The following is an 18,075-nucleotide window of genomic DNA, read 5'->3' on the forward strand; positions in this document are numbered from 1 at the left end:
GCCGCCGTAGCTCAGTGGTAGAGCGCATCCTTGGTAAGGCTGAGGTCGTGGGTTCGATTCCCCCCGGCGGCACCACCCAGGCAAAAGGCCCGATCCGGCGGATCGGGCTTTTTCTATTCTTCCGCCGCCTGCGGCGGACGGGTCGCGGGCCATCGGTTCGGCCGACCTTCCGGTCGCGACACACGGACTTCATCGTCCTCGGCGGCGCCCGGCGCGGACTGGCCCGCGAAGGCGTGGCCGCCGTCGGCGAAATAGGGATCGTAGCCGCCTCGGTAGCTGTAGCCGTACGGATAGCCGTTCTCCGACTGGCGCACGCTGATGTCGAGGCGGCCGCTGTCGCCGAGCGGCAGGGACACGGCCGCGCCGTAGTCGCGATAGCCGCCCGTACCGACGCCGATGCTGACCTGGCCGTGCGGCTTGCGGTCGTCGCGCCAGGCCGGCGAATGGTCCGGGGCGGCCGGGGCCGGCGACCGGGCGGCCAGCCACCGGGCGATCTGCGCGTCGGTGCTCAGGCCGTGCGGCGCCGCTTGCGGGCCGCTGACGGGCGGCGCGACCGGGGCCGCCGCGCCGCCGAGGATCAGGGGGGTGGCCGGGGCCGTGGCGACGGCGCCGTCCTGCCCGGCGCCGTCCGGCGACGGCGGCGGAGCGACCGCCATGGCGGCCAGCAGCAAGGGGATCAGCATGGCGTCGGCTCCTGCGGGAAATCCACCCTAGGCTCAAATGCGGCCGGGGTCAGGCCTTCCCGTCGCCGCGCCCCAGCGGGTCCGGCAGCGCCTCGCCATCGGGCACGAAGCTCAGCGCCACGGAGTTGATGCAGTAGCGCAGCCCCGTCGGCGGCGGCCCGTCGGGAAACACATGGCCCTGATGGCTGTCGCAGCGGGCGCAGCGGGTCTCGGTGCGGGTCATGCCGTGCGACCGGTCGGTGATCGCCCGCACATGGGTCGGGTCGACCGGTTCGGTGAAACTGGGCCAGCCGGTGCCGCTCTCGAACCTGTGCCCGGCGCGGAACAGCGGCAGGCCGCATTCGCGGCAGCAGAACACCCCGGCCCGCTTCTCGCCCAGCAGGGCGCCGCAGAACGGCGCCTCGGTGCCGTGGGCCAGCAGGACGCGTCTCTCCTCCGGCGACAGCCCGGCCTCCAGCCGGGCCCGCTCCTCCGCGTCGGGCGGCGTCAGGTCGAATCCGGAGGGAGAGCGCAGGGTCGGGGCGAGGTCGGGCATGGCTCCATGTTCACTGATCATCGGATGACGTGCTGTTGGCCGAATCCTTCAAGGGCGGCGTCAGAACCCACGGCCGCCGACCTTTCCATGCCCAAAAGGCTGTGAGCGCGCCCGTAATCGCCGGTAGAAGAGCCCCAAGCAGCGGCGCCGGCTCGGGCAGGTTGAGCGGCGTCGTCACGGGGTCCCGGGTGACGCTCCCGACCATGACGCCGACCTCGATCGCCACGCCGCCGAGCGACCATAGCGCCATGACCAAGCCAGCAAGCGCGAGCAAGCTGGCGACGCGTTCCTGCCTCGCGCTCACCAGGGCGAGGCAGATCAACAGCAGCGCGTTGACCAGGTAGGAGATGAGCACGACCGGTCTCTCTGACCCGCCCCAATAGTGTGCAAAGAAGTTTCCGGCAAACCCGTATAGGTTCCACAACAGGGTCACCGTCGCGAATACAACCGCCAGCCTCAAGGCTTGATTCATTCGCTGCTGCTTTTTCGAGGAAAGATGGATTTCATCCTCCTGCAACAATGACGACGACGTTAATCTTCTTTCGCCTGCTGTCCACGCGGGTGTGCGTTTCTACGATTTTCTCCAGCGAAAAGCAATGATCCGTCATCCTCTGGCCAGATAACGACCATGTCTCCGGGACTCCGGCTTCCATCCGGGCGGAAGCGGGGGCACGCACTCCATTCCGTGTTTGCTCAACCGCGACCCGCCAAGAGGTCGGGCGCCCTCTCCACGTGCCGGCAGGCGGGGTTCACTCGCCGGACTCCTGACAGCAGAAGGGCCGGCGCGGTCGACCCGGGCCGGCCTTCGCGGTCTTCCGGCGCGGGGAATCAGCCGCCGAACAGCGTCCCCACCCAGGTCCGCACCGCTGTCTCGTCGACCGGATTGCCCGTGTAGGTCAGGCCCTGCTCCGGGATGAACGGCTGGTTGTTGCCGCGCTGGCGCGAGGTCCAGGCCTTGTGGCCGTAGCTGAGGTCCGCATAGGTCGACGGCAGGCGCTGGACGGTCTGTTCGATGAAGATCGAGTCGGCCGCCGTGGTCGAGCCGGCGATGCGCACGTTGGGCAGGCGGCTGACCAGGTCGAGGGTGTCGAGGCAGCCGCCCGCGCAGCCGGCGTCGACCAGCACGATGACCGGCCCCTGCACCGGATTGGCGGCGTTCGGATCGGCGGTCGTGGCCGGCTGGGGCTGGGTGAAGCTCGGCTCGCCGGCGGCCAGGGCGACGTCGAACGCGGCCAGCACGGCCTCGGTCTGGGCGATCACCTCCGGCGCCTCATAGACGAACCGCGCGTCCTGCTTCATCCGCTCGATCACATCGGCGTACCACTGCCGGTTCCCCGGCGTGGCGCGATAGGTGAAGTCGCCGCCGGTCGGCTGGCGGCTCTGGGTGAATTCCGAGGTCCAGATGCGGTTCAGCACCCCGTAGCCGCGCGCCGTCGATCCGAGGTTCGAGGAGCCGCTGGCGCCGCGCAGGTCGAGCACGAAGCCCTGCGGGCCCTGGATCGCGGCCAGCTGCTCCTGCAGCTGGGCGTTGAAGGCGTCCCAGCCGGCGTCGTCGGCGAAGGAATGGACGTTGACCCATGGGCGGCCGTTGACCGTCTCGATCGACAGCGGCACGGGGCCCGGGGTGTACAGGGTGGCGCGATAGGCCGCCTCGAGGTCGGCCGGAACCACCGGAACCGGGCGCAGGTCATAGTCGCGCGGACGGCGGTTGCCGACCTTGAACTTGCAGGTCGACGGCGTGCCGCCGGCGTAGGGGTTGTTGCGGTTCCACAGCAGATAGGGGGCCGAGGTGATGCGGCCGGCCTCGGTGTTCAGGTCGCCCTCCCACAGGTCCAGCTTGTTGCGCGAATACTCCTCGACCGGGGTCAGGTTGCACTCGGTGACCGTCGCTCCGACCGGCGGCAGGCGGCGCACGCCCGGCTGGACATAGGTGACCACATACTGGCCGTTGCGCCAGCCGGTGGCCAGCCCCGGCCAGCTGGTCGCGGTGAAGCGGTCGGCCGAGGTCTCGTAGCTGGGCCGGATGACGATGTTCGAATCGCGGAAGCCGGCGGCGTAGTAGCGCAGCAGATAGGCGTGGCTGGAGCCGCTGTTGGACTGGTCGACCTTGGACAGGGCGTTCTGCAGGCCGGCGTCCAGCCAGGCGCGGAAGGTCTCGCCGGCCTCGCCCGGAACGACCGGGGCCGGATGGTTGGCGGCCAGTTCGTCATGGGCGGCCTGCAGGTCCTGGCGCGCCAGCGTCTGGAAATCCTGGGCGGCGACGGAGCCGGCGCCCAGCGCCAGGGACAGGGCCGCGGTCGCGGCGACGGGAAGGAAACGGGACATCGGGGTCTGGCTCCGGCCATGGAACAGGGAACGGGCAGCGTTTAAGCCCATCGAAGCCGGGCTTGCCAAGCCCGAACCCCGTCTGGGTGAACGCCCCCCTCGGTTTACTCGCCCGGGATCGCGGCCTAATCGGGGCGACGACCCGGCGGCGACCGCCCCGGCGGTCACCTTCGCTTCAGCCCAGGACACGCATGTTCCAGAAGATCCTGATCGCCAACCGCGGCGAGATCGCCGTCCGCATCATCAAGACCTGCCGCCGCATGGGCATCCGGACGGTGCAGGTCTATTCCGAGGCCGACGCCGGCTCCCTCGCCGTCGAAATGGCCGACGAAGCCGTGCTGATCGGCCCGGCTCCCGCCGCCCAGTCCTATCTGCTCGCCGACAGGATCGTCGAAGCCGTGCGGCAAACGGGCGCGGAAGCCGTCCACCCCGGCTTCGGCTTCCTCAGCGAGAACGCCGGTTTCGCCCGCCGCCTGCGCGACGAGGGCATCGCCTTCATCGGCCCCAATCCCGAGGCCATCGAGGCCATGGGCGACAAGATCAGCTCCAAGAGGCTGGCCGCCGCCGCCGGCGTCTCCACCGTCCCCGGCCACATGGGCCTGATCGAGACGACCGAGGAGGCCGTCCGCATCGCCAACCAGATCGGCTATCCGATCATGATCAAGGCCTCGGCCGGCGGCGGCGGCAAGGGCATCCGCGTCGCCCGCTCCGACGCCGACATGGCCGAGGGTTTCGCCGCCGTGAAGGCCGAGGCGCTCAACGCCTTCGGCGACGACCGCGTCTTCCTCGAGAAATTCATCATCGACCCCCGCCACCTCGAGATCCAGGTGCTCGGCGACAGGCACGGCAATGTGGTCCACCTGTTCGAGCGGGAGTGCAGCATCCAGCGCCGCAACCAGAAGGTCATCGAGGAGGCCCCCTCCCCGCTGCTCGACGAGGCCACCCGCGCCGCCATGGGGGCGCAGGCGGTGGCCCTCGCCCAGGCTGTGGGATACGACAGCGCCGGCACGGTGGAGTTCGTGGCGGACCAGAACCGCAATTTCTGGTTCCTGGAGATGAACACCCGGCTGCAGGTCGAGCATCCGGTGACGGAGCTGATCACCGGGGTCGATCTGGTCGAGCAGATGATCCGCTCGGCCTGGGGGGAGAGGCTGGCCTTCGAACAGAAGGACCTCGCCATCAACGGCTGGGCCATCGAGAGCCGGGTCTATGCGGAGGACCCGTATCGGGGCTTCCTGCCCTCGATCGGGCGGCTGGTCAGATACGACACGGCGGAGGAAGGCCCGCATCCCGACGGCTACACGGTCAGAAACGACTCCGGCGTCCGCGAGGGCGACGAGATCTCCATGTTCTACGATCCGATGATCGCCAAGCTGTGCGCCTGGGCCCCGACCCGCGACGCCGCCATCGACGGCATGGCCCGGGCGCTGGAGGACACCCACCTGCGCGGCGTCGGCCACAATGTGCCCTTCCTCGCCGCCGTCATGGACCAGCCGCGCTTCCGCGAAGGCCGGCTCTCGACCCGCTACATCGAGGACGAATTCCCCGGCGGCTTCCACGGCCTCGCCCCCGACCGGCGCCAGACCGACATCCTGATCGCCGCCGCCGCCGCCATGAACGAGGTCCTGACCGAACTGTCCGGCGACCCCTCCAACCGCACCGACTGGATCGTCCTGATCGACGGCGAGGCCCACGGCGTCTCCCTGTCCTACGATGACGACGAGGCCCTGACCCTCGACCTCGCCGGCGAGGACCGCGCCCTGCAACTGGGCGACATCGACTGGCGCCCCGGCCTGGCCCAGTTCCGCGCCGTCCTCGACGGCCGGCCCTTCACCGCCGAGGTGGCCCGCGTCGCCGACGGCTTCGTCATCCGCCACCGCGCCGCCCGCGCCCGCGTCCGCGTGCTGACCCCCGCCGTCGCCGCCCTCTACGCCCGCCTGCCGGAAAAGGTCGCCGCCGACACCTCCAGGCTGATCCAGTCCCCCATGCCCGGCCTCGTCGTCGCCATCCCGGTCGCCGTCGGCCAGGAGGTCAAGACCGGCGAGACCGTCGCCGTCATCGAGGCCATGAAGATGCAGAACATCCTCAAGGCCGAACGCGACGGGGTGGTCAAGGCGGTCAGCGCCAAGGCGGGCGACCCGGTGGCGGCGGACGACGTGCTGGTGGAGTTTGAGTAGGAAGGGCAGCGCGAGTCAGAAGTTAACCACTTCGCCGACCAATCTACTGCTGCGCTAGCTTGCGGGGGGTTGCTTGAGTTCCCTCTTTGTTCCAACGTCCGAGAGTCAGCGTGGAAGGATTTCGAGCGATGGCCGCTCCGCGAAGCAAGACCACCGAGAATTCCGTTGGGCATTCAAACCGGGTCGAATTGGCTGTTGCCAGGAATGCCGCACGTACGTGGTCGGCCACCGTCAGCGACAAATGGCGTATCGAGCAAGCTGCCGCATTCGCTTGGACGGCTCTTGAAGCCTACGCAAACGCCACACGTCCAAGGCTCCAACTGAGCTCCGCGCATCGTCAGGCTGTTCCCGGATTGGACGCCGAAGCTTGGCAGATGGCCCGTGGGGTCGGCCAGGAAGCCGCCTCGCTGCCCATCATCGAAGCCATCCACTACTTGACCAGCCTCTATCCCGCGATGTTGCCAGAACGACGGCGCAGTGAAGTCGGCGCGTTCTACACCCCACCCTGTCTCGTCAATCGCATGTTGGACCTGGCGGGCGAGGCCGGCGTGGATTGGACGTCGGCACGGGCGCTTGACCCGGCCGCCGGCGGCGGCGCGTTCCTTGTCCAAGTCGCCCTAAGAATGCGCGACGCGCATGGCGACAGCGAGCCAGCCTTCGTTCTGGCGCAGATCGGCAATCGTCTGTTGGGGCTGGAGATCGATGCTCACGCAGCCTCGCTCGCTCAGGCGGCGCTAGAGATCGTGCTGGGCGACCTTATTTTGGCGAGCGGACGGGCCGCGCCGATGATGCTACGCGTCTGCGATACGATGGAGGAAACGCCCGAGGCGAAGTACGACCTGGTTATCGGCAATCCGCCTTACGGACGAGTCACGCTGGATGTGGCGCAACGCGCGAAATATGCGCGCAGCCTATACGGTCACGCGAACCTCTATGGTGTTTTCACTGACATCGCGCTCCGATGGACCAAGCTCAATGGCCTGATCGCTTATCTGACCCCCACAAGCATGCTCGGCGGCCAGTATTTCGCCGCGCTTCGTGGCCTGCTTGCCAAAGAAGCCCCGCCCATCGGCATCGACTTCGTGCATGCCCGCAAGGGCGTCTTCGAAGACGTTCTGCAGGAAACCTTGCTGGCCCTGTACCGGCGGGGCGACGACGCGAAGCGCATCCAGGTCCACTACCTCCAGGTCGACAACGAGACCGAGGCCAAGGTCGTTCGGAATGGCACGGTCGGCCTGCCCAATGATCCAAAACTCCCTTGGCTCGCGCCGCGTGATCCGAAACACAGCGCGCTTATCGCCCATGTGGAGCGCATGCCGCATCGTCTGAGCGATTGGGGCTACGAGATTTCGACCGGCCCCTTGGTCTGGAATCGTCACAAGCCTCAGCTGACGCATAATCTCGAAAAGCACTGCCATCCCCTTATCTGGGCCGAGGCGGTCACGTCCGACGGTCGTTTCGCGTTCAGAGCGGAAAAGCGGAATCACGCGCCATACTTCAAAATGAAGACCGGTGATGGCTGGCTTCTGATCGAAGAGGCCTGCGTTCTTCTCCAACGCACCACGGCAAAGGAACAGGCCCGACGCCTCATAGCGGCGGAACTACCGGAAGCGTTCGTGACAGAACACGGCGGCGTGGTCGTCGAGAATCACCTCAACATGATCCGGCCGAAAGAGCCGCCGAAAGTGTCTGCCGCTGCAGTGGCCGCGATTTTCAACAGTCGGGTCGTTGACGAGGTATTTCGCTGCATCAGCGGCAGCGTCGCGGTTTCGGCGTTCGAACTCGGAGCGCTGCCCATGCCGTCCGCTGAGGCAATGAAGGAGATTGAACAGATGCTGGCGAAGCGTGCTTCGAAGGCCAAGCTGGAGGCGGCGATCTCCGCGCTGTATGGCCAAGAGGCGGCATGAGCTTGCCGCCCATTCCGCCTTGGCAGGAGGTGTTGGCCCGCCTTCCGGTAATTTTCCCGGCCGGGACTCCTAACCGAGACCACTCGATCTGGGAAATCGCGGCCAAGACCATCCATGTGATGCTCTATGCAGGCGCGGTCGAGGGGCGGGACTATTGGCTGAGGCCAGATCAAGTGTCGCGCATGACGGATCGACAGGCGGCGCAAACCGGCGACTCGGACCGGCTCGCGTGGGCCAAGGCGTCTCTGAAGCCGGGCAAGGGCGAAATTCCGGGCCGCTGGTATGCCGTGAATACTCGCGAATCCATTCGCGACGACACTATCCGCTACAGCCTTATCCAGAATGGAGCGGTGATCGAACGAGGTGGTTTGGCGACGACGTCTCCGGCCGGACGCTATGCGCTGCAAGCCGACTTCGCCGGACTATTTGACCCGGCGTTCGATGAAGCGACCTTCCGAGCCAAGGCTGACGTCTGGCGTGAAAAGCACCTCAATTCCGGTGCGCTTGCCCGGATCGCTCTCAACCGACGTGGCGCAGTCGATACCGGGGATCGGGTCCTCGTAGCGTTCCCCAACGGGGAAACGCGCGCACTGTCTCCGGGCGTCAGCACCGACATCGTCAAGGCGGTGGTCGAAGTCTTCGCAGTGAAGTTCTTGACGAACCCGGGTGTGATCTCGATCAGCGAGAGCAGCAACAAGGTGGTCGCGAGAGACGAGCAGTTGGCGAAGGCTATCGGCTTGGACATCGCCATGGACAAGCATCTGCCCGACGTCGTCCTGGTAGATTTGGGGCCCAAGCATCCGCTGTTGGTGTTCGTCGAAGTCGTGGCGACAGACGGACCGATAAATGACCTGCGCAAGGGCGCTCTGCTGGAACTCGCGGGCAACGCGGGCTTCAAGAGCCAGCATGTGGCGTTTGTCACCGCCTATCTTGACCGGAGCGTTCAACCTTTCAAGCGGACGGTCGATAGCCTCGCATGGGGCACCTATGCTTGGTTCGCTTCTGAGCCGGACAACTTGGTTGTTTTCGCCTCGGCGCACGGTCCCTTGGGGACGTGAGCGCCCCGCATCTGATCAGCCTGCGTCGTCAAGAAGCCGGCGCCGGCTGCATTTCCCCAGCGGCCCACGAAGGACCAAAGGTATTGAGGTCCTCCATCTGCTTGGTCAGTACGCCAAGCCAGCCGCCCGACCACGTGCCGAATGCCGGCTCTCCGTTGGGCAGATACAGCTTCTCCGGCAGTGTGCGCAGGAGGTAGACCGGGTTCTCACCAGCCGAGAAAGCTTCGCCCAACTCCGCGAAATCAGTTCCCTGCATCACGAAGACCGCCTTGCCCTGCCGGGCAAGGGTCACGCGCCCGAACTCTCGGCCCTTCAAAGCTTCGGCCGCCTGAAAGAGCGCGCGGCTCAGGTCGACGGTCGCCGCGTCGTTCACCGCCATCAGATCGATCGTGATGTCGTTCGGGTGGACCAGCCAAGACCGGTACACGTGAACGCTCGCCGCGGAATTGCGATCATCCTCTCCCAGCTTGGTGGCGACCGGCACCCAAACGGTCAGATTGTAGATCAGGACCGGCACCAACAGTGTCACCAGCCACGGCCAGCGTTTGCGCAGCTTCCACCGGGACCTCTGCGGGACTGCCTCGTCGACCTGCTCGTCCATGTCACCCTCCCCAGAGTTGTTCCACAGCTAAGGCGCAGACCGCGACAGAGTCGAGTACCCTCACACCCACCGCACCCTCGGCCCCCGCTCCCCGTCCGGCGCGTCGACCAGCAGGTCCGTCACCGCCCACACCAGGGCGTCGGCCCGGTCCAGGGAGCCGGCCGCCTCCATCTCGCCGCCGAAGGCCATCAGCTCCTCCTCGAGGGCGTCGAAGGCCCCCGCGTGGTGGATGCGGCCCTGTTCGTAGAGGGCGGCGACGGGTTCGAATTCGCCCTCAAAGCTTAGCCGTCATCCGCGGAGAGACTTCGTCCAGGCGCTCCCTGTAAAGGGGGCGCACTTGCAGCGGGGCGCGCCTGCTGACGGGCAAGCTCCCGATCCACCTGAGCGGCGATTTGATCCTCGACGGAGGTCGCCTTCAGGCCGAAATAGACCAGCAGGGTGATGGCGAGGGTAATGACCCAAGCGATCATGTTCGACATGATCGCGCCGGCCAAGGTCGTCCGGCCGCGGATCATCGCCTTGATCTCGCCCTTCCAGGTCTCCAGCCGCTTGTCGTAATGCGACTGCTTCCACTGCTCCGAGACCAAAGACTCGAAGTCTTCCATAACCGTCTCGATCATGGCGCGGGCGGCGCTCCGATAAACTTCCACCTCTTTGTCAGGAGGATTGCGGAGAAGGCCATCGGTCGCGCCCCCGTTCTTGCACTGCTCGCGGATGGACCGCTTGTAGAGCGCGTACCCTAGCAAGCCCTCTACATCGTCGGGATTGTCGCCGACGAAATTGTCGAAGGCCTTGCTGTAGCTCACTGCCAGCGCTTTTGATTGTTTCGGCGCGGCGGGTTTAGCTGCGGCTTTTGGCGCGGCAATGGCGGCGTCTCCAGACGCGGCCGCTGACTGCTTGTCCCTATCCGTTCTTGCCACGTACGGCGCGCCGGTAAATGTCGTTTCGAACCAAGCTAAGCTTCATGCCCTTCACTGAGTAGTGACGGGTAGCGACTTGGCTAGGCGACAGCAGCGCAGACGATTTGGCCTTGGCGGGCGCGCGCTCGGCGTTGCCAGCGTCAGGAGTTTTGGACATCAGCACGTTGGCGGCCCCCATTAAGCGCTTCTTAAAGCGCGTCCCGGGCTTGCGATCAAGGTCGGAAGCGTCAGCGTGGGCGGCGGTCAACGGACGAGCTCCTCTTTGGGTAGGACAGTGCCACCATCCGAGTAACGGAAGTCTGAAGGCTGGGCTTGAGTTCCGTTCATGGAGAAGTCCTCCTGTGGCCATTCGTCGGCAGATTCTGTCGAGTTCGTCACTGATTCCTTTTTGAGGCCGCTAGGCAAGGGAAGCTGACCCCTCATACCCACCTCACCCTCGGCCCCCGCTCCCCGTCCGGCGCGTCGATCAGTAGGTCCGTGACCGCCCACACCAGGGCGTCCGCCCGGTCCAGCGAGCCGGCCGCCGCCCTCACCCCCGCGCGAACGTCAGCAGCGGCCCCATGTCATGCCGGTCCGCGGCCTTCAGCGCGGTGATGTATCGCCGCCGGGTCTCCCCCGGCTCGACCAGATCGGCCCTACCCCAGGTCAGGGGAGCCACGCCCAACTTGGTCGCCAGCATGTCGGCCGCCATTCGTGCATGCCGGCCATTGCCGTTCGGAAACGGATGAATTTGCACCAGGCGATGGTGAAAGCGGGCCATCAGTTCGTCGGGCGGCCAGGTTTGATTGGCGACCCAGTATCGGATTTCCTCCAGCAGGGCGTGGAGGTCCATGCCGATCCGCGAAGGATCGACACCGATGTTTTTGTCCGTCTTCCTGAACTCGCCGGCCCAACGCCATACCCGACCGAACATCTGCTCGTGGAGGGCCACCAGGGTGTCGAAGTCCAGAATGTCCCGGCGGCGGCCGGCCCCCCATTTCTGAGCCTTGGCGATGTTGTCGAACTCGGCGCGATTCAGGTCCGCCCGCGTTGCGATCCAACTGGGGATCAACGCCTCCTTCTCCTCGGGCGCCAGAGCCGTGTTGCCCTCGTCGTCGCCGTCGAAGATGGGATCCGTCACGGAATGCGCCACAAGCTGCGTGGCTCGTCCCGCAACAGAGCGTCGATCATCCGCTCCCGTTCATGAGCGAAATCCGTCGAGGGTACGCCCTGGTTCTCCAGACTCATGGTGTGGCCCACCCGGGCCAGGCGCTCATCGACGATGCGCGCGGCCCGGTCTCGCACAACCTGTTCCAGTGAGGTCTCCGGCACGATGGCGTAGACCAGACGACAGTTCATCGCCTCCGCCGCCCGGCGCAGACTGCCCAAGGTAATGGAGTCGTCCGCCTCCCGCTTTTCATATCCGGAGACAGTCGCCTCAGAGACTCCCATACGTTGGGCGACATCTTTGAACGTCATTCCCAAAGCTTCTCGTATGGCGCGGAGCCAGCCGCGATGGGGCCGCGCGGGGTCATGCATTCGCCAATTCGCCAAACGTGCATCCAGCGATTTGCGCGCAAATTGTCGGTCTTCCATGCCTATAGCCTTATTTTTCTTGGTTAGTTTATGTCTATGAGCATATTTCTTGTCAAGAAATATATGCTTATAGGCTACGTATAGCACCATATTTTTTAGCCTACAGGCTTACAACCACCGCACCCTCGGCCCCCGCTCCCCGTCCGGCGCGTCGACCAGCAGGTCCGTCACCGCCCACACCAGCGCATCCGCCCGGTCGAGGCTGCCCGCCGCCTCCATCTCGCCGCCGAAGGCCATCAGCTCCTCCTCGAGGGCGTCGAAGGGGCCCGCATGGTGGATGCGGCCCTGTTCGTAGAGGGCGGCGACAGGTTCGGCGCGGATGTATTTGCCGCGGGTGGCGTGGACCTCGCGGATCTTCAGCGTGGCGCCGGCGGTCTTCAGCACCGCCCTGACCATGTCGCCGCCCTGGTTGACCTCGGCCACCACGGCCGTGGCCCCGAACTCGGCCGCGAGGGCGACGGCGCGGCGGGCCCAGGCGTCGGGGCCGAGGCCGGCGATCGAGCGGTCGGCGAGGACGACGGCGCAGCGCACGCCGTCGGGGCGGCGGTAGCTGGCGGCGGCTATGAGGCCGCAGGCGTCGCCGCGGGCGGTGGCGGCGGGGTCGATGGCGACGATGACGCGGTCGTAATTTCCTTCTCCCCTTGCGGGAGAAGGTGGCTCGCGAAGCGAGACGGATGAGGGGTCGCGCCGGCGGGCGGGGCTGTCAGACGACGCTGCGGTTGGGTCGGAGAGACCCCTCATCCGGCCCTCCGGGCCACCTTCTCCCGCAAGGGGAGAAGGACGCGGCGCCCGCGCCCGCGCCATCATCTCGGCCGTGAACAGGGCCCCGTCGAGCTCGACGATCTTGCCCTCCAGCTCCTGGGCGGCGCGGCGGGTGCCGCCGTAGAGGGCGTGGAGGCCGTCGAGGAAGCCGGGGGACAGGTTGTCCGCATTGGCCGAGGTCGGGGCGTGGGTGTGGGCGCAGCCGGCCTCGCCCTTGAGGCGGACGAGGGCGCGGGTGGGGCGCGGGGTGGTGGTGACGACGAGGCGGGGATGGGTCGAGACCCCCTCCACCGCCTTCGGCGGTCCCCCTCCCCCGGTGGGGGAGGATTGATCCGCGTCGCCGTCAGCATTCCTCCCCCCTTGGGGGAGGGGGACCCCGCGTAGCGGGGTGGAGGGGGCCAGGGGCAGGCGCAACCCCATGCGCAGCAGGGCCAGGGTCTCCGCCGCCCCGCGCGGCCCCGACCCGCGCCAGGCGCAGAATTCGTCGGCCCAGGCGGCGCTGAACTGGGGGCCGCGCAGGGAGTCGGGGTCCTCGGCCGAGAAGGCGTAGGCCTGGCAGCCGTTGGCGAAGACCAGGCGGCGGCGGGAGGACTGGAATTTGGGCCGGCTGGCGCGGGTCCAGCGCGGCAGGGCGCGGACGCCGCTGACGCCCTCGATCATCACCTCGCGCACGTCGTGCAGGGTCGGGCCGATCAGGGCGAGGCGGCCGCCGGCCCCGAGGGCCTCGGCCTGGTCGGCCAGCCAGCTGGCCCCGGCCAGGGTCTTGCCGGCCCCGCGCCCGCCGAGGAACAGCCAGGTGGACCAGGCGCCGTCGGGCGGGGTCTGGGAGTCGCGCAGCTCCAGCGGCGGCCCGGGGACCTCGTCACCCGTCTCATCCCCCGCCGGCCCGGCGGGCGGCCGCCCGGCGCGCCAGCCCATCATCACCCGGCGGAACTGCTCGATCAGCCGCAGCCGCACCGACGCCCCCCTCATGTCGTTGATCCCCAACAGGACGTCGAGCTGGTTCATCAGCAGATCGATCGTCTTTTCCGGCTGGTCGCGGTGCAGCCGCACGGTGACGGAGCCGCAGGCCAGTGCGAGGGCGCCGTCTTCCCGCGACTGCACCGTCACCGGCGCCGGTCCCTTGCGCCGCGTCGGGGCGCCGACGTCGCGCTTGCGCAACCCCATGATCCGGGCGTGCCGATAGAGGCTGCTGACCGAGACCCGGTATTCCACGGCCAGATCGGCGAGCGCCTCGCCCCGGTGATAGCGCAGCAGCGCCTCGCGATAGCGGGCCGCCGACATCCCCGAACGGCTCTGCCGGTAGGGTTGGTCGTCGGGCCACGGCCGGTCCGTCGCCGCGACCGCCCCTTCGGTAATGTTCGCCGTCCTGCTCATCCGCCCATTATCGGGCGGCTTCTTCCTGCGGCGGGTTCGTGACGCTGACTCCGGGGCCGGGTCGAATGAAATCAGCGGCCTGGGCGGAAGAACTGTGCGGGCTGGCGGCGAAATGCCAGCAGTCCCGCCTCACCCTTCGGCGGCGCGGGCGCGGGCGCGGCCTTCCAGCCGCCAGGCCGCCAGGGCCTCGTAGGCGTCGGCCAGGCGGGCGCTGGCCTCGCGCTCGCGCGGGTCCAGGGCTTCGGCGGCGCGGCGGCGCCAGAGTTCGGCGCGGGCGCGCAGGGTGTCCTCGTCCATGCCGGTCCAACGAACGGCGAAGCCTGTTTCATCCCGGGGCGGGAGGGGCTCAGCGCCAGCCGGCGTCGCGGGCCCGGGCCTCGGCGGCGGCGTCGAGGGCAGCGCCGGCGATCAGGGCGTCGACGGCGGCCAGCACGGCGGCGGGCGTCTCGGCGGCGGCGGTGCGGACCTCGCCGGCCGGGGCCCCGAACGGGGCCAGGGCCTCCATCCGCCAGCCGTCGCCGGCGCGGCAGGCCAGGCCGGCCACCCCGGCCTCGCCCGACCGGAAGGTGCGGCACCAGCGGCCGTCGGCGTCGCGGAAGGTCAGGCCGACGGCGCGGCCCCCGGCGTCCGGCGCGTCGGCGGCGAGGCCGGCGTCCAGCACCCGCACCAGGCCGGCGTCGGCGAGAGCCCCGCCGGGGGCGAGGGCGAAGCCGGCGGGCTCGCGCTCCTGCCCCAGCCAGGCGACCGACAGGCCGAGGGCGAAACTGGCCGCGGCGAGCGCGCCCCAGACCGGGGCGTGGCGGGGGGCCAGGGCGGCGCCCAGCCGGCCGGCCAGCCGCGCCGTCCACGGCTGCGGCGGCGGACTGCTCATGATCCGCCGCGCCAGGGCGGCGTCGCGCGGGTCGGGGGCGAGCGGGAAGGCCTCGCGGGCGAGCCGCCTCAGGGTCTCGTCGTCGTCGTCGAAGGAACCGGTCATGCGCTCACTCCCTGTTCGGTCAGGGTCTGGATCAGGGTCTGGCGGCCGCGCACCAGGCGGCTGGTCAGGGTGCCGGCGGGGACGTCCAGCACCTCGGCGGCCTCGGCGTAGGACAGGCCGTCGACCAGCACCAGGGCCACGGCCAGCCGCTGGTCCTCGGGCAGGCGGCGGATGGCCTCGCGCACCGCCAGGGCGTCGGCGCGCAGGCCCTCGTCGGCCTGGGCGGCGTCGGCCACATTGGGCGTGGCGGCGTCCGCGGGCGAGACCACCTGGCCCCAGCGGGTCTTCGCCCGCCCCTGATCGATGTGGATCCGCCTCATGATGGTGAAGGCCCAGCTGTCCAGCCGGGTCCCCGGCCGGAAGCCGCCGCGACGCGCCAGCGCCCGCTCCACCGTGGCCTGCACCAGGTCCTGGGCGTCGGCGTCGGAGCGGCAGATGGCGCGCGCCAGCCGGCGCAGCCTCGGCAGAAGCGCCACCAGCTCCGTCTGAAACCCATCCAAGCGCAAACTCCGGTCATCTGGATGAAACGTCCCGGCCCGGCCGTTTCATCCCCGAACCTTTCATCCATTGCCGGACCGCCGCCAATGGCCTTTGATCAATTGTCCGAACGGAGCAAGCCGGTGTCGATACGCATTCTGGGAGCGTCAGCGCTCGCGGGCCTCGCCATCATGGCGGCCGCCGCGCCCGCCCGCGCCCAGATCGGCCTGCCCGGCGGCCTGCCCCCGGCCCTGCCCGGCCGCCCCGGCCTGCCGGACCGTCCGCCGCTCGACCCCGGCCGGCTCGGGGACGCCGTCGGCGAGCGCCTCGGCCGCACCCTGCAGGCGCCGTCGCGGCTGCGCGGCCTGGTCCGCCGGTCGAACGGCGCGCTGGAGGCCGATCCGCACGGCTGGCCGGTGGTGCGGGCCGAGATCGTGGCGGTCGATCCCTCGGCGGCCGGCCGCCGGGCCGCCCTCGACGCCGGCTTCACCGTCCTGCGCGAGGAGCGGCTGGAGGAGCTGGGCCTCGCCGTCATGGTGCTGGCCCCGCCCCGGGGCCTGTCGCTGGGCCGGGCCGTCGAGCGGCTGCGCCGCCTCGACCCCGACGGCCTGTGGGAATTCAACCACGTCTACGGCCCGGCCGGAACGGTGGCGGCCGCATCGTCCCCGGCGGCGGCCGGCCCCGCGCCGCCGCCGTCCGTCCCGCCGGGACTGCGGCTCGGCCTGATCGACACCGGGGTCGACGCGGGTCATCCGGCCCTGGCCGGCGCGGCGGTGCGCCAGCGCGGCTTCGCCGGTCCGGACCGGCCCGGGGCCCACGGCACGGCGGTGGCCTCGCTGCTGGCCGGACGGGCGGGGGCCTTCTCCGGATCGGCGCCCGGCGCCGCCCTGTTCGTCGCCGACGTCTATGGCGGATCGCCGGCGGGCGGTTCGTCCACCGGCGTCGGCCAGGCGCTGGCCTGGATGGTCGAGAACAACGTGCCGGTGGTCAACGTCAGCCTGGTCGGCCCGCGCAACGCCCTGGTCGAGGCGGCGGTGCGGCGGGCCGGCGGGCGCGGCACGCTGGTCGTCGCCGCGGCCGGCAACGACGGCCCGGCCGCCCCGCCCCTCTATCCGGCCGCCTATCCCGGCGTGGTCGGGGTCACCGCCGTCAACGCCCGCGGCCGGGTCCTGCCCGAGGCCGCCCGCGGGCCGCAGGTCGACTTCGCCGCCCCCGGGGCCGACATGGCCGCCGCCGGTCCGGGCGGGGGCTATGTCTCGGTGCGCGGCGCCTCGTTCGCCGCGCCGCTGGTGGCCGGGCTGCTGGCGCGGCGGGGAGGCGGCGACCCGGTCCGGCGGCTGGCGGCCGAGGCCCGCGATCTCGGGGCCCGGGGGCCCGATCCGGTTTACGGCCACGGCCTGGTCGGCGCCGACCTGCGCGTCGACCCCGGCGCCGCCGGCGCGCGCGGACGGCTGGCGCGCTGAGGTCTTTCGCGCCGATTTCGCGCCGGGCGGATGAATCCGGCCCGGCCGGTCGTTGGATCCTGCGAGGGCGGCTCCCCGCCCGCGCTATTGCAGGAGAGACGAGATGCGCAAGACCCTGATGCTGATGACCGCAGCGGCCTTCACCCTGGCCCTCGGCGGCGCCGCCAACGCCCAGGTTCTGGGCGGATCGGGCGGACCTCGACCTGCCAACTCGCCCAGGCCACGATCAGCGCCAACATCGCTAGGGCCAGCAGCCCACGCCAGGGCAGCGGTCGACTCGGCAATCCGCTCATGACCACCACCGACGGACGCGGTCGGCACACCATTCGACCGCTACCACCAGCAACATCAGGATCAGCACCTGGGTGGTGACCTCGTCGTAACGCGAATAGCCGTAGGAATGTTCGATCTGGAAGCCGAGGCCACCGCCGCCGACGTAACCCATCAGGGCGCTGGCGCGCACCGCGCATTCGAAGCGGTAGATCGCGTAGTCGCTCAAACCCGGAGCGGTCATCGGCAGATGCGCCCACAGCAGCGTGCCGAGTCGCAAGCTGCCGGCCTGGCTGAGCGCCGCCGCCGGGGCCGGATCAGCGAGCTCCAACTGTTCCGCCGCGACCTTGGCGATCATGCCGCCATAGGCGACGCCCAAGGCGATCACGCCGGCGGTCGGACCGAGGCCAACCACCCGCACCAGGATCACCGCCCACACCACCTCGGGCACGCTGCGCAGTCCCGCCGCCAGCAACCGCGCACTGCCGCCGATCAGCTGGGCAAGCGGCTGAGGACGCTGCCAGCGGGCGGCGAAACGCGGCCCGATCATCACCGCCCGCGACGAGAGCAGACCCAGGGGCAGGCCGATGAGCAGCGCCAGCACGGTGCCCAGTACCGCCACCGCCACGGTCTCCGCCGCAGCGGTAGCGCTGGCGAGCAGGAAATCCCGCCCCCCGGCTGGGGGTAGAAAGGAGTTCAGCACCGCCGTGACGCTGCCGCCCCCGGAACGCCACGGCACCAGTTCGGCCCGCCAGCAGCTCCAGGCCACCACCGCGATGGCTACAACCACGATGATGCTGAAGGTCCGCCGTTCACCGCCCTGTATCACGTTGCGGCCGCGAACAGAGCGGTGAGCCGTGCATCATCCACCGCAGCGCTGGGAAGATCGAAGGCGATGCGCCCGCCGCGCAGACCGATCAGGCGAGGAAACCAGCGTCGGGCCAGGTCCGGCTGATGCAGGCTCGCCAC

At 69.2% G+C, this 18,075-nt stretch carries 19 protein-coding genes and 1 tRNA gene; 5 read left to right on the plus strand and 15 right to left on the minus strand.

Features of this window, described 5'->3' with window-relative positions:
• Nucleotides 1-75 (plus strand) — tRNA-Thr (locus Q0588_RS03240).
• Nucleotides 76-113: 38 nt separating this feature from the next.
• Here Q0588_RS03240 and Q0588_RS03245 read toward each other — a convergent pair.
• From Q0588_RS03245 to Q0588_RS03260, 4 genes are all read right to left on the minus strand, one after another.
• Nucleotides 114-683, minus strand: a complete 570-nt coding sequence (locus Q0588_RS03245) for a hypothetical protein (RefSeq protein ID WP_298743729.1) — start codon at nt 681-683, stop codon at nt 114-116.
• Nucleotides 684-732: 49 nt separating this feature from the next.
• Complete coding sequence (gene msrB, locus Q0588_RS03250; RefSeq protein WP_298743731.1) at nt 733-1,218, minus strand: peptide-methionine (R)-S-oxide reductase MsrB; 486 nt, start codon at nt 1,216-1,218, stop codon at nt 733-735.
• Nucleotides 1,219-1,228: 10 nt separating this feature from the next.
• Nucleotides 1,229-1,735 (minus strand): hypothetical protein, encoded by a 507-nt coding sequence (locus Q0588_RS03255; protein WP_298743733.1) that lies wholly within the window; start codon nt 1,733-1,735, stop codon nt 1,229-1,231.
• 311 nt (nt 1,736-2,046) lie between these two features.
• Nucleotides 2,047-3,543, minus strand: a complete 1,497-nt coding sequence (locus tag Q0588_RS03260) for a hypothetical protein (protein ID WP_298743735.1) — start codon at nt 3,541-3,543, stop codon at nt 2,047-2,049.
• 191 nt (nt 3,544-3,734) lie between these two features.
• Here Q0588_RS03260 and Q0588_RS03265 point away from each other — a divergent pair, with 191 nt between their 5' ends.
• The 3 genes from Q0588_RS03265 to Q0588_RS03275 all read left to right on the plus strand — a co-directional run bounded on the left by Q0588_RS03265 (nt 3,735) and on the right by Q0588_RS03275 (nt 8,685).
• Nucleotides 3,735-5,720, plus strand: a complete 1,986-nt coding sequence (locus Q0588_RS03265) for an acetyl/propionyl/methylcrotonyl-CoA carboxylase subunit alpha (RefSeq protein ID WP_298743737.1) — start codon at nt 3,735-3,737, stop codon at nt 5,718-5,720.
• Between the two features lie 128 nt (nt 5,721-5,848).
• A complete protein-coding gene (locus tag Q0588_RS03270; RefSeq protein ID WP_298743739.1) occupies nt 5,849-7,627 on the plus strand; it encodes an N-6 DNA methylase in 1,779 nt (592 codons plus the stop codon).
• Nucleotides 7,624-8,685 (plus strand): BsuBI/PstI family type II restriction endonuclease, encoded by a 1,062-nt coding sequence (locus tag Q0588_RS03275; RefSeq protein WP_298743741.1) that lies wholly within the window; start codon nt 7,624-7,626, stop codon nt 8,683-8,685. The genes Q0588_RS03270 and Q0588_RS03275 overlap by 4 nt, the downstream gene beginning before the upstream one ends.
• 28 nt (nt 8,686-8,713) lie before the next feature.
• Here the strand turns inward: Q0588_RS03275 and Q0588_RS03280 are convergent, their stop codons facing one another.
• The 10 genes from Q0588_RS03280 to Q0588_RS03325 all read right to left on the minus strand — a co-directional run bounded on the left by Q0588_RS03280 (nt 8,714) and on the right by Q0588_RS03325 (nt 15,396).
• Complete coding sequence (locus tag Q0588_RS03280) at nt 8,714-9,286, minus strand: hypothetical protein (protein WP_298743743.1); 573 nt, start codon at nt 9,284-9,286, stop codon at nt 8,714-8,716.
• A 60-nt stretch (nt 9,287-9,346) separates the two neighbouring features.
• Entirely contained in the window at nt 9,347-9,475 is a 129-nt protein-coding gene (locus Q0588_RS16000; RefSeq protein WP_366872552.1) for a hypothetical protein, read from the minus strand.
• A gap of 92 nt (nt 9,476-9,567) precedes the next feature.
• Nucleotides 9,568-10,092 (minus strand): hypothetical protein, encoded by a 525-nt coding sequence (locus Q0588_RS03290; protein WP_298743745.1) that lies wholly within the window; start codon nt 10,090-10,092, stop codon nt 9,568-9,570.
• 97 nt (nt 10,093-10,189) lie between these two features.
• Nucleotides 10,190-10,453, minus strand: coding sequence for a hypothetical protein (locus Q0588_RS03295; RefSeq protein WP_298743747.1), 264 nt, complete (start codon nt 10,451-10,453; stop codon nt 10,190-10,192).
• 282 nt (nt 10,454-10,735) lie between these two features.
• On the minus strand, nt 10,736-11,326 hold the full coding sequence (locus Q0588_RS03300) for a mobile mystery protein B (RefSeq protein WP_298743749.1): 591 nt from the start codon (nt 11,324-11,326) through the stop codon (nt 10,736-10,738).
• Nucleotides 11,323-11,781: a mobile mystery protein A gene (locus Q0588_RS03305; protein WP_298743751.1), complete on the minus strand. Its 459-nt coding sequence runs from the start codon at nt 11,779-11,781 to the stop codon at nt 11,323-11,325. The genes Q0588_RS03300 and Q0588_RS03305 overlap by 4 nt, the downstream gene beginning before the upstream one ends.
• Before the next feature lie 108 nt (nt 11,782-11,889).
• The gene (locus Q0588_RS03310) at nt 11,890-13,920 is read right to left on the minus strand and encodes a terminase family protein (RefSeq protein ID WP_298743755.1); all 2,031 of its coding nucleotides are present in this window, start codon (nt 13,918-13,920) and stop codon (nt 11,890-11,892) included.
• A 129-nt stretch (nt 13,921-14,049) separates the two neighbouring features.
• Entirely contained in the window at nt 14,050-14,217 is a 168-nt protein-coding gene (locus tag Q0588_RS03315) for a hypothetical protein (RefSeq protein ID WP_298743757.1), read from the minus strand.
• Nucleotides 14,218-14,266: 49 nt separating this feature from the next.
• Nucleotides 14,267-14,896, minus strand: coding sequence for a hypothetical protein (locus Q0588_RS03320; RefSeq protein WP_298743759.1), 630 nt, complete (start codon nt 14,894-14,896; stop codon nt 14,267-14,269).
• The gene (locus Q0588_RS03325; protein ID WP_298743760.1) at nt 14,893-15,396 is read right to left on the minus strand and encodes an RNA polymerase sigma factor; all 504 of its coding nucleotides are present in this window, start codon (nt 15,394-15,396) and stop codon (nt 14,893-14,895) included. The genes Q0588_RS03320 and Q0588_RS03325 overlap by 4 nt, the downstream gene beginning before the upstream one ends.
• A 120-nt stretch (nt 15,397-15,516) precedes the next feature.
• Here Q0588_RS03325 and Q0588_RS03330 point away from each other — a divergent pair, with 120 nt between their 5' ends.
• The gene (locus tag Q0588_RS03330) at nt 15,517-16,836 is read left to right on the plus strand and encodes a S8 family serine peptidase (protein ID WP_298743762.1); all 1,320 of its coding nucleotides are present in this window, start codon (nt 15,517-15,519) and stop codon (nt 16,834-16,836) included.
• A gap of 289 nt (nt 16,837-17,125) precedes the next feature.
• Here Q0588_RS03330 and Q0588_RS03335 read toward each other — a convergent pair whose 3' ends face one another.
• Nucleotides 17,126-17,935, minus strand: a complete 810-nt coding sequence (locus Q0588_RS03335) for a hypothetical protein (RefSeq protein WP_298743764.1) — start codon at nt 17,933-17,935, stop codon at nt 17,126-17,128.
• Between the last annotated feature and the right edge of the window lie 140 nt (nt 17,936-18,075).

The sequence above is a fragment of the uncultured Brevundimonas sp. genome, from assembly GCF_937870815.1.
Taxonomy (GTDB): Bacteria; Pseudomonadota; Alphaproteobacteria; order Caulobacterales; family Caulobacteraceae; genus Brevundimonas.

What these genes read in the sequence shown, in the direction of transcription:
- Q0588_RS03245 (WP_298743729.1), bottom strand. Translation starts at nt 683, where the DNA reads ATGCTGATCCCCTTGCTGCTGGCCGCCATGGCGGTCGCTCCGCCGCCG.
- msrB (WP_298743731.1), bottom strand. Translation starts at nt 1,218, where the DNA reads ATGCCCGACCTCGCCCCGACCCTGCGCTCTCCCTCCGGATTCGACCTG.
- Q0588_RS03260 (WP_298743735.1), bottom strand. Translation starts at nt 3,543, where the DNA reads ATGTCCCGTTTCCTTCCCGTCGCCGCGACCGCGGCCCTGTCCCTGGCG.
- Q0588_RS03265 (WP_298743737.1), top strand. Translation starts at nt 3,735, where the DNA reads ATGTTCCAGAAGATCCTGATCGCCAACCGCGGCGAGATCGCCGTCCGC.
- Q0588_RS03270 (WP_298743739.1), top strand. Translation starts at nt 5,849, where the DNA reads ATGGCCGCTCCGCGAAGCAAGACCACCGAGAATTCCGTTGGGCATTCA.
- Q0588_RS03275 (WP_298743741.1), top strand. Translation starts at nt 7,624, where the DNA reads ATGAGCTTGCCGCCCATTCCGCCTTGGCAGGAGGTGTTGGCCCGCCTT.
- Q0588_RS03280 (WP_298743743.1), bottom strand. Translation starts at nt 9,286, where the DNA reads ATGGACGAGCAGGTCGACGAGGCAGTCCCGCAGAGGTCCCGGTGGAAG.
- Q0588_RS16000 (WP_366872552.1), bottom strand. Translation starts at nt 9,475, where the DNA reads ATGGCCTTCGGCGGCGAGATGGAGGCGGCCGGCTCCCTGGACCGGGCC.
- Q0588_RS03305 (WP_298743751.1), bottom strand. Translation starts at nt 11,781, where the DNA reads ATGGAAGACCGACAATTTGCGCGCAAATCGCTGGATGCACGTTTGGCG.
- Q0588_RS03310 (WP_298743755.1), bottom strand. Translation starts at nt 13,920, where the DNA reads ATGAGCAGGACGGCGAACATTACCGAAGGGGCGGTCGCGGCGACGGAC.
- Q0588_RS03315 (WP_298743757.1), bottom strand. Translation starts at nt 14,217, where the DNA reads ATGGACGAGGACACCCTGCGCGCCCGCGCCGAACTCTGGCGCCGCCGC.
- Q0588_RS03320 (WP_298743759.1), bottom strand. Translation starts at nt 14,896, where the DNA reads ATGACCGGTTCCTTCGACGACGACGACGAGACCCTGAGGCGGCTCGCC.